Source organism: Brevundimonas sp. (assembly GCF_036402095.1).
Classification (GTDB): domain Bacteria; phylum Pseudomonadota; class Alphaproteobacteria; order Caulobacterales; family Caulobacteraceae; genus Brevundimonas.
In genome coordinates this window covers 1-10,607 of sequence record NZ_DASWTO010000152.1, presented here as the reverse complement: position 1 = coordinate 10,607, position 10,607 = coordinate 1, and the positions used below count along the sequence as shown (strand labels likewise).

The following is a 10,607-nucleotide window of genomic DNA, read 5'->3' as shown; positions in this document are numbered from 1 at the left end:
AAACGCGCCGTCCGCCAGAAGATCGCCGACGTCTTCAACGACGCCTCGAAGGGCGAGCGGCCGGTGCTGCGGCGGGCGGATGCGCTGTTTCCGTCCGACTCCGTGGCGTGGAAGGTCAACGGCGACGTCACCACCATGATGATCGGCGGCGTTTCCGGCCTGCTGCTGCAGATGCTGCATCCAGCGGTTCTGGCCGGGGTCTGGGACCATTCGGACTTCCGCGCCGACATGCACGGGCGGCTGCGGCGGACGGCCAAATTCATCGCGGTGACCACCTATGATCATGCCGAGGCCGGCCGGGCGGCGATCGACAGGGTCAACCGCATTCATGCGAAGCTGGGGGGCGTGCTCCCGGACGGGACGCCCTATCGGGTCAGTGATCCGGAGCTGCTGGCCTGGGTGCATGTCACCGAGACGATCAGCTTCCTCGACTCCTGGATCCGCTACGCCGAGCCGAACATGCTGCGCGCGGAGCAGGACGCGTATTTCGACGAGATGGCGCAGGTGGGCGAGGCGCTCCATGCCGATCCCCTGCCCCGCACCCGGGCCGAGGCGGAGGCCCTGATCCAGTCGTTCCGGCCGAAGCTGCGCGTCGATGCGCGAACCCATGAGGTGGCGGCCCTCGTCATGCGTCAGACGGTAGGCATGCCGGCGGTCGACCTCGCGGCCGGCGTGATCATGCAGGCCGGTATGGACCTGCTGCCGGACTGGGCCCGCGCCATGCACAGGCAGCCGCGCGGTCTGCCGAGAACGCTGGTGAAGTCGGGCGCGCTGACGACCGCGCGCTTCCTGCGCTGGGCCTTCGACGGTTCGCCGAACCGGCGCGTGCACCCAAGGGACGTGACCTCCTGGTAAGCGGGTTGCGCCCGCACGGCGTGCTGACATTTCCGGGATTGTCAGCAGGATTTTTCATATCGGGTCGCGCCAAATCAACAGCTTGCCGATTTCTCGAACCGATCTTCCCGCCTGGGAAGCGACCTGGCGCATACTGGAGGCCGTCTTCCTTTCCACCGGAAGGCGCCGGGTCCTTGAAAACCGAATCCCACGTCGCGCCGCCGCAAGGCACGGCTCAGCCAATATCGACCTTGCCGACTCCGCCCCCCGTTTCTTCGGTGCTGAATGCCGACTCTGTCGACTCCGCCACACCGTTTTTTCGCTGGAGGGCCCTCAGGTCGCCTTGCCGTACTCCAGCCGGGCGATGGTGCGGTTGTGGACCTCGTCGGGACCGTCGGCGATGCGCAGGGTGCGGACCATGGCGTACATCTCGGCCAGCGGCGTATCGGCCGAGACCCCGGCGCCGCCGTAGGCCTGGATGGCGTCGTCGATGATCTGCAGCGCCATGCGCGGGGCGGCGACCTTGATCTGGGCGATCTCGGACTTGGCGTTCTTGGCCCCGCCGTTGTCCATCATCCAGGCGGCCTTGAGCACCAGCAGGCGGCACATCTCGATCTGGGTCCGGGCCTCGCCGACGCGCTGCTCCCAGACCGAATGCTCGGCCAGGGTCTTGCGGAAGGCGGTGCGGCTGAGCAGCCGGGCGGTCATCAGCTCCAGCGCCCGTTCGGCCATGCCGATGACGCGCATGCAGTGATGGATGCGGCCCGGTCCGAGGCGGCCCTGGGCGATCTCGAAGCCCCTGCCCTCGCCGGCGATCAGGTTCTCGACCGGCACCCGGACGTTCTCCAGCACCACCTCGGCGTGACCGATGGGACGCTCGTCATAGCCAAAGACGGAGAGCATGCGCTCGACGCGGAAGCCCGGGGTATCGACGGGGACGATGATCTGCGACTGCTGGGTGTGGACCGAGGCGTCGGGATCGGTCTTGCCCATGACGATGGTCACCGCGACGTTGGGGTGGCCCATGTTGGTCGACCACCATTTGCGGCCGTTGATGACGTAGTGGTCACCGTCGCGCTCGATGCGGGTCTGGATGTTGGTGGCGTCCGACGAGGCCACCTCGGGCTCGGTCATCAGGAAGGCCGAGCGAATCTCCCCGGCCATCAGCGGCTTGAGCCAGCGAGCCTGCTGCTCGGCGTTCCCGTACATATGGAGCACTTCCATATTCCCGGTATCGGGGGCGTTGCAGTTGAACACCTCCGCCGACCACAGGTGACGGCCCATCAGCTCGGCCAGCGGGGCGTATTCGAGGTTGGTCAGGCCGGCGCCGTGCTCGCCGGGCAGGAACATGTTCCACAGGCCGGCCTCGCGGGCCTCGGCCTTCATCGCCTCCATGGCGGGCGGCTGGCGCGTGTGGTCCTCGCGCACCTGGGCCCAGTATTCCGCCGAGCGCGGCAGGACCCTGTCGTCCATGAAGCGGCGCACGCGATCCTGCCAGTGCAGGGCCTTGTCGCTGGGGCGGAAGTCCATGGCGCGGTCCTTCTCGAAAAGACAAACGGCGCGGGTCCCGTAGGACGCCGCGCCGTGGAGGTCGTTGTCTCAGGTCAAGCTCAGCGCTTCAGCAGCGGGGCCAGCTTCTGGGCGATCATCATGTCGCCGGCGATTTTCAGCTTGCCCTGCATGAAGGCCATCATCGGATCGAGCTGGCCGTTCGACAGGGCCATGAAGTCGTCCCACGACATCGAGACGGTGGCGTCGGCGGGCTTGTCCTCGTTGGTCACGGTGTTCGGGACGGAGGCGCCGTCGATGAAGATCTTGCCGCTGTCGCCCAGATCGATCTTCACGGTCTTGCCCAGACCGGAATTGTCGCCCACGGCGCCGCGGATGTGTTCGGTGACTTGAGCCAGATCGGCCATGGTGCGTCTCCTGACGAGGTTGAGCCACCGACCTAGACCGCGTGGGCGCGCGTGCCAAGATCACGTCAGGTCAAGTTGACGGGCTCAACTAGGCTGCGACGGCGACCCGCGGCTGGGCCGGGACTTCCGGGAAGGCTTCGCCGCCATCCAGGACGGCCATCAGGGCGGCCATCAGCCGGGCGGGATTGATGGGCTTGGGCACATGGCCGTTCATGCCGGCGGCGCGGCAGCGCTCGACATCGTCGCGCATCACGTCCGCCGTGACGGCCAGGATCGGCGCATCGGCGCAGGGCCCGCCGGACGCCCGGATCGCCCGCGTCGCCTCCAGACCGTCCATGCCCGGCATCCGCACATCCATGAGGATGCCGTCGTAGGCCGCGACGCCGGCGGCGGCGACGGCGGTCGCGCCATCGTCCGCCTCGACCACTTCGCAGCCATAGGAGGTCAGGATCAGGCGGGCGACCTCGCGGTTGGTCGGATGATCGTCGACGACCAGGATCACCGGCGCCCGCTCGGTCCCGGCGATCGCCCCGGCGGCGTCCGACGGAACCTCGGCCACCGGCAGGTCCAGCGCGAAGCGGAACACGGAGCCTCCGCCCGGGCGGGGTTCCCACGTCAGCTCGCCGCCCATCAGGTCGACGATCGACCGGCACATGGCCAGGCCCAGGCCGGCGCCCGACTGGCGGCGCGCCAGACCTGCGTCCAGCTGCGAGAAGGGCTGGAACAGCTCCGCACGGCGGTTCTCCGCCACGCCCGGGCCGGTGTCCTCGACGGCGACCTCCATCCGGTCGGCGCCGGTCCCGCAAGGCGTGAAGGCGACCCGCACCGTGACCGAGCCGGAGTCGGTGAATTTGACCGCATTGTCCGCCAGTCCCCCGACGACCTGACGCAGACGGCGGGCGTCGAAGCGGTGGCAGGCGGCGGCTTCGCCGTGCTGGACAAGTGTCAGCGCCAGCCCCTTGGCCGCCGCGGCGCCGCGCAGGCGGTCGACGGCCTCGCCGAGAACCGGAATTACCCCGGCAGCGGCCGGCTCCAGCTCCAGCCGGCCCCGCTCGAGACGCGAGAAGTCGAGGATGTCCTCGATGAGGGTGTTGAGCACCGCCGACGAGGCGGCGATCGACTCGGCCTGCCGCCGCGCCTCGGGATCGAGGTCCGTGCGCGCGGCCAGGGCCCCGGCGAACCCGGCGACGCCGTTGAGCGGCGTGCGGATCTCGTGGCTGACCACAGCGAGGAAGCGCTCGCGCGTGGCGATCATCTGCTCGCTCCGGGCCCGCACGGCGGCGGCCGAGGCCTCCTTGCGCCGCGCCCGGTGCTCGGTCCGCATGCGCTCGGCCAGGGCGCTGGTGGCCAGCGTCGCCGTCAGGAGGATGCTGCCGAGGAACAGGTGCAGCAGTCCGACCTGGGTGAAGCGCGGGAGGGCGTCGAACACCGCGATCGGGCCGCGGTCGGCCAGGGTCTGTACGGTGGCGATCTGGCCGACGACCCCGATCGACAGGAAGGCCCAGGCGGCGCCGAGCCGGAAGGCGGCGAACAGAACGGCCGGATAGATCAGCAAGATCAGCGGCTGGCCGGCGTGGGAGAAGGTCACGGCCGTCAGCGCGCCGAGGCCCAACAGCAGGGCGAGGCGCTCCAGCGGCCCGGCCACGCCCGAATACAGGGGATTGATGCCGCGCATCATCAGCAGGGTCGCAGGCAGCGCCAGAACCATGCCGACCCCGTCGCAGGCGGCCCAGCGCGGCCAGATGATGGCCCAGAGCCCGTGGTCCGGCGTGGTGAACAGGGCCCCGATCATGCCCTCAGCCACCGCGGCGGCCGCGACGATGGCGACGAAGGGCAGGAACCGCCGCAACCGCCCGAGGTCGAGAGCCGCGCCGCAGAACGTCCGCACCAGCACCGCGATGACGACGGAGAACGCCAGGTTCAGGGCGGTGAAGGCGAGATTGAGATTGAGCGGCAGGCCGCTGAAGACGTTGAGGCCGAGGTTCAGCGAGATGCAGGCGGCGACGAAGGTCCAGCCGACACGGGGGCTCAGCAGCAGAAGGCCGCCGGTCAGCACCCCGTTCGCCGCCCAGAACACCGTCGAGTTGTCGACCGAACGGGACCACAGCACGCCGGCGCACAGGGCCGCGGCATAGGCGACGAACAGGATCGCGGCGTCGCGCCAGCCCCTCTGCGGCTCACCCTTGCGGTACAGCCGCCACCGAACGCCAAACGCCGTCATCACCCCGCCCCTCCGCGTGGACGGCGATCACTGGCATAAAATCATTGGAGAGCCGTGAACGGCTCACGCCCGGCGATATCCCCGACCTGAACCTCAAGCTCGGGCGGAACCCATTCAGCCTGCCGCGCCTCACGCTCTTCCCGGGCGGCGCGATCCAGCGCCTCGAGACGGGCCCGGCGCGCCGCGCGTTCGGCCTGATAGTCCCGCCGCGGCGCATCGAACCCGAACCAGCGGCCTTCGTCCCGGGCGGGTGGGTGAGACGCGGGCGCCGGCGGGTGGACCACCGCAACCTCTGCGGCCGGCCGACGCCACGGCAGCTGCGGCAAGGGCGGGAGATCAGCCATCCAGTCCTCGGCGGAGGCCCACAGGGCGTCTTTCAGAGGCGGCTGCGGGGGCGGCACGCCCTGGAATCCCTCCACCAGCTCGCCCACGTCCATCGGGGCGCCGGGGCGGATCTCGGGCTCGACCGGATGCACCACCTCAATGCGCAGGCGCTCGCCGTCGGTGATCGGACGCGGCCCAGGCAGGTCGACAGCCCGAAGTCCGATGAGGCCGAACGCCGCAGCCGCCACGACCGATACGGCCACGACATGGCGCGCCTGAACCCCGGACGCTGTACGGCCGATAGTCTGGACGAGGCGTGACAGTGGGGGTTGAGAGGACATGGCGGCGCCAGCGACGGAAGTCCGGTGTGCAATCCCTCAACCGCGAACTGGTTCACGAACGCGGGTCGGTGGACGCTTTGCGAATGCGAGTGCGATTGACTCGCAAATACCGCCGTGCTGCAAGGCCTCTCCCTCCCCTGCTGTCCGGGTCTCACCGTGTCCAAAAGCCTGCTCGTCTCCGTCTCCGCGCTCGGTCTGATGATCGCCCTTCCCACCGCCGCACAGGAGGCGGAACCCGCGGTGCTCGACGAAGTGATCGTTACGGCTTCGCGCGTCGAGGCGCCCCGTTCGGCCCTCGCCGCGACGATCGAGGTTCTGGACGGCCGCTCCGTCGAGCAGCAGACCGCCCTCGCCGCTTCCGCGGTGGAGACGGTGTCGGCCCTCGTTCCGTCGTTCTCGCCGACCCGGCAGAAACTCTCCGGCTTCGGCGAGACCCTGCGCGGTCGTTCGCCGCTCTACCTCGTGGACGGCGTGCCGCAATCGACGCCGCTGCGCGACGACAGCCGCGACGGCTACACGATCGATCCCTTCTTCATCGACCGGGTGGAGGTCATCTTCGGCTCGAACGCCATCCAGGGCGTCGGAGCCACCGGCGGCGTGGTCAACTACGTCACCGCCAGCAAGCCGTCGGAGAACGCGGGCCTGACCGGCCGGATGATGGCCCAGGTCACCACCGACGACGAAGTCCAGGGCGACGGCGTCGGCTACAAGCTGGCGGCCATCGGCGGTCAGGATTTCGGCACGCTCGATCTGACCCTCGGCGCCGCCTTCGAGACCCGCGGCGCCTATTATGACGCCGAGGGCCGCCGTATCGGCTTCGACGGCGCCCAGGGCGAGGTGCAGGACTCGCAGGCCCTGTCGTTGTTCGCCCGCGCCGGCTGGGATCTGGGCGACGAGCGCCGGCTGGAGGCCTGGGTCAATCGTTTCGATCTGGAGGGTGACGGCGACTATGTCACCGTGGCCGGCAACCGCGCGACGGGCCTGCCGACCAGCGCGGTGCGCGGCGCGCCGGAAGGCTATCAGCCGTCGAACGAGGTCACCTCCGGGGCCCTGAGCTACACCGACCGGGACCTGTTCGGCGGCGTGTTCCGGGCCCAGGTGTTCGCCCATGACTATGCGGGCGTGTTCGGCGGAGGGAGCTTCCCCACCTTCCAGGACCCGGCCATCGCGCCGGTCGGGACGCTGTTCGACCAGTCGGCCAACAACTCCGAGAAGCTGGGCTTCAAGATCGACTGGCAGGGCGAAGTTCCCGGCGTGGACGGACTGAAGGCTCTGGTCGGGGTCGACGGCCTCCGCGACCGGACCTACCAGGAGCTGGTCCTGACCGGCCGCAACTGGGTGCCCGAGACCGCCTACGAGAGCCTGTCCCCCTTCGTGCAGCTGAACCAGTCGCTGATGGCGGACCGGCTGACACTGTCGGCCGGTGCGCGGCATGAGTCGGCGAAGCTCAAGGTCGATGACTTCGAGACCCTCTACTTCTATGGCCCACAGACGGTGGGCGGCGGGGAGCCGGGCTTCGAGGAGACGCTGTTCAACATCGGCGCTGCCTTCGAGGTCCGTCCTGACCTGCTGGTCTACGGCTCGTTCGCCCAAGGCTTCACCATGCCCGACGTCGGCCGGGTGCTGCGGGGCATCGACACGCCCAACGAGGACGTCGACGACTTCCTGGACCTCGAACCGGTGGTGACGGACAACACCGAAGTCGGCGTCGAGTATCGCGGCGACCGCCTCGAATTCTCCGCGGCCGTTTTCCGGTCGGAGACCGGGCGCGGGGCGCTGTACGTTCGCCAGCCCTCCGGCGATCTCACGGTGCAGCGTCGGGCCACGCGCATCGACGGCCTCGAACTGAAGGGACTGTGGCGCGCGACCGACGCCTTCACCGTGGGCGGCAGCTACGCCGCTCTGGACGGCCGCAGCGCCAGCGTCGAGAACGGCCCGATCAACCGCGATCTGGACGGCGCCAACATCTCGCCGGATCGTCTGCTGCTGTGGGGCGAGTATGAGGCCGGGCGGGTGGCGCTGCGGCTGCAGGCCCAGAATTTCCTCGAACGGGAGTTTGACGGCGAGCCAGCCGCAAACGACTTCGAGGGCTACACCGTGCTGGACGCCGTGGCGCGCTACGAGGCCGGCTTCGGCACGGTGTCGCTGGGCGTCCAGAACCTGCTGGACGAGCAGTATGTCTCCTACTTCTCCGACACCCAGGGACCGACCGACAACCTGCGCTACTTCGCCGGCCGCGGCCGCACCGCCACCCTGACGCTGACCCGGAGCTTCTGAGCCGGTGATGGGCGCGATCCGCACCCTGCATGCCTGGGCCGGGGCCGCGCTGGCGGCGCTGGCCATCGTCTTCGGCCTGACCGGATCGCTGCTGGTGCTGGAGGACGACTGGATTCGCGCCAGCGTCCCGGCCGCCCGCGCTGCGGTAAACCTCGACCCGGCGGCGCTCGGCCCGGCCCTGGAGGCGATCGAGGCGGCGGAGCCGGGCGTCAAGACGGCCGTGATCCCCTCGGGCAAGGTCGGCGCCTGGACGCTGTATCTGCCGGACGAGGGCTTCGCCTATGCCGACGCAGGCGGCGCCGTGGTCGAGCGCTGGCGGGGCGCGGGGCGGGCGGAGACTTTCATCTTCGACCTGCACCACGAACTGCTGGCCGGCCACACAGGCAAGCTGGTCGCCGGCGGCGCAGGCCTGGCCCTTGTGATCATGATCGTTACCGGCCTTATCGTCTGGATACCGGCGTGGCGGGCCTCCGGTTGGCGAATGTGGCCGCGTTCGGGAGCGCGGCGCGAATTGATCGGCAGCCACCGCAATCTGGGTCTGATCTTCGCCCTGCCCTTGCTGGCGTTTTCGCTCACGGGCGCCGCCATCGTCTTTCACGGGACGACCCAGGCCCTGCTCAACGGCGGTCCGCCGCCAGCGCCGGCGGCGCCCGAGGTTGGGGAGGGCGAGATCGACTGGACCGTGGCGCTGGCGGCGGCGCGAGCCCGCTTCCCCGACGCCACCCCCCGGATGGTCAGCTGGCCGGCCGCGCCCGGCAAGCCGGCGACGCTGCGGCTGCGCCACCCCGGCGAATGGCACCCGAACGGCCGCACCACGGTGACGATCGATCCCGCTACCGGCCGGGTGGTCGCGACCGTGGACGCCAACCGGCTGGGCCGGGGGCTTCGGGTCTACAACGCCCTGTATCCAGTGCACGCCGCCTCGGTCGGCGGCTGGTTGTACGAAACGGTGACGGTGCTGAGCGGCCTGGCCATGGCCGGGCTGGGCGCGGTCGGTCTGTGGGCGTTCATCGGACACCGGTTCCGGCCGGGCAACACGAGGCGGCGGCGCGCGGCGGCCTAGATCCGCCCCGAAGCCTCGTGTCAGAGCCGGATCGACCTGAGGCGCAGGGCGTTGCCGACCACGCTGACCGAGGACAGGGCCATGGCCAAGGCCGCCAGCGCCGGGGACAGCAGCCAGCCGAACACCGGGTAGAGCAGCCCCGCCGCGATGGGCACGCCAAGTGCATTGTAGCCGAAGGCGAACACGAGGTTCTGGCGGATGTTTCCCATCACGCCCCGGGACAGCCTGCGGACCCGGACGATGCCACGCAGGTCGCCGCTCAACAGGGTGACTCCAGCGCTCTCGATCGCCACGTCCGATCCCGCGCCCATCGCCACCCCGACATCGGCTGCGGCCAGCGCCGGGGCGTCGTTGACGCCGTCCCCGGCCATCGCCACGACGCGGCCTTCGGCGCGCAGGCGTTCGACCACGGAGGCCTTGTCCTGCGGCAGCACCTCGGCCTGAACGTCGTCGATGCCCAGCCGCCTCGCCACGGCCTCGGCCGTCGTGCGGTTGTCCCCGGTCATCATGACCAGCCGCAGGCCGGCGGCCTTCAGGTCCCGGATCGCGTCCGCGGTGGTGACCTTCACCGGGTCGGCGATGCCCAGCACGCCGGCGGCGACGCCGTCGATCGCCACGAGGATCGCCGTGGCCCCGTCGAGGCGCAGCCCCTCGGCCTCCGGTTCCAGCCCGGCGACGTCGACACCGCTGTCGCCAAGGAAACGGGCGTTGCCGAGCACGACACGACGGCCCTCGACCCGTCCGGAGACGCCGCGCCCCACCGGACTGTCGAAGTCGGTCGCCTCTGATAGCGGGAGATTGCGCTCCACGGCGGCGCGGACGATGGCGTCCGCCAGCGGGTGCTCGCTGCCGCGCTCCAGACTGGCCGACAGGCGCAACAGGCTGGTTTCATCGAAGCCCGCCGCCGGCCGGATCGCCGTGACCGACGGCCGTCCCTCGGTGAGCGTTCCGGTCTTGTCCAGCACCAGGGTGTCGACCTTCTCGAAGCGCTCGAGCGCCTCGGCGTTCTTGACCAGCACGCCGGCGCGGGCGCCGCTTCCGACGCCGACCATGATGGAGATGGGCGTGGCCAGGCCGAGGGCGCAGGGACAGGCGATGATCAGGACCGACACCGCCGCCACCAGCGCGTAGGACAGTCGCGGTTCCGGCCCGGCTACGCCCCATACGACGGCGGACAGCGCGGCGATGGCGATGACGGCCGGTACGAACCACCCGGACACGCGATCCGCGAGGCGCTGGATCGGCGCCCGGCTGCGCTGGGCCTGAGCCACCATCTGGACGATCTGGGCCAGCAGGGTGTCAGCCCCGACCCTGTCAGCCCGCATCAGGAACGAGCCTGTCTTGTTCAGCGAGCCCGCGACGACGCGCGCGCCGGGTTCCTTGGTGACCGGCATGGACTCGCCGGTGACGAGCGACTCGTCGATCGCCACCCGGCCTTCGAGGATTTCCCCGTCGACGGGGATTTTCTCCCCCGGTCTGACGCGAAGGCGGTCCCCGACGATGATGCGATCGAGCGTGACATCCTCGTCGACGCCGTCTTCGCCCACCCGCCGCGCGGTCTTCGGCGTGAGGTCAAGAAGGGCGCGGATCGCGCCGGAAGTCTGTTCGCGGGCCTGCATCTCCAGAATCTG

General features: G+C 70.0%; 8 protein-coding genes. 3 read left to right on the top strand and 5 right to left on the bottom strand.

Annotated elements, in window-relative coordinates; genetic code table 11:
* Positions 1-855 (top strand): oxygenase MpaB family protein (locus tag VGD32_RS10665; protein WP_331031863.1); only part of this gene is annotated, 855 nt, incomplete at its 5' end.
* 312 nt (positions 856-1,167) lie between these two features.
* On the opposite strand, the gene VGD32_RS10660 is transcribed toward VGD32_RS10665, so the two are convergent.
* From VGD32_RS10660 to VGD32_RS10645, 4 genes are all read right to left on the bottom strand, one after another.
* The gene (locus VGD32_RS10660) at positions 1,168-2,364 is read right to left on the bottom strand and encodes an acyl-CoA dehydrogenase family protein (RefSeq protein ID WP_331031862.1); all 1,197 of its coding nucleotides are present in this window, start codon (positions 2,362-2,364) and stop codon (positions 1,168-1,170) included.
* Between the two features lie 80 nt (positions 2,365-2,444).
* On the bottom strand, positions 2,445-2,750 hold the full coding sequence (locus VGD32_RS10655) for an SCP2 sterol-binding domain-containing protein (RefSeq protein WP_324773543.1): 306 nt from the start codon (positions 2,748-2,750) through the stop codon (positions 2,445-2,447).
* Positions 2,751-2,838: 88 nt separating this feature from the next.
* Positions 2,839-4,971, bottom strand: coding sequence for a response regulator (locus VGD32_RS10650; protein ID WP_331031865.1), 2,133 nt, complete (start codon positions 4,969-4,971; stop codon positions 2,839-2,841).
* A gap of 41 nt (positions 4,972-5,012) precedes the next feature.
* On the bottom strand, positions 5,013-5,558 hold the full coding sequence (locus VGD32_RS10645) for a hypothetical protein (RefSeq protein WP_331031861.1): 546 nt from the start codon (positions 5,556-5,558) through the stop codon (positions 5,013-5,015).
* A 234-nt stretch (positions 5,559-5,792) separates the two neighbouring features.
* Between VGD32_RS10645 and VGD32_RS10640 the strand changes: the two genes are divergently transcribed.
* Positions 5,793-7,913 carry a TonB-dependent receptor gene (locus VGD32_RS10640; protein WP_331031860.1) on the top strand — a complete coding sequence of 707 codons (2,121 nt, stop codon included), beginning with the start codon at positions 5,793-5,795 and terminating at the stop codon, positions 7,911-7,913.
* A gap of 7 nt (positions 7,914-7,920) precedes the next feature.
* The gene (locus VGD32_RS10635) at positions 7,921-8,976 is read left to right on the top strand and encodes a PepSY-associated TM helix domain-containing protein (protein WP_331031864.1); all 1,056 of its coding nucleotides are present in this window, start codon (positions 7,921-7,923) and stop codon (positions 8,974-8,976) included.
* Between the two features lie 20 nt (positions 8,977-8,996).
* Here VGD32_RS10635 and VGD32_RS10630 read toward each other — a convergent pair.
* On the bottom strand, positions 8,997-10,607 hold a 1,611-nt coding region (locus tag VGD32_RS10630; protein WP_331031859.1), incomplete at its 5' end, for a copper-translocating P-type ATPase.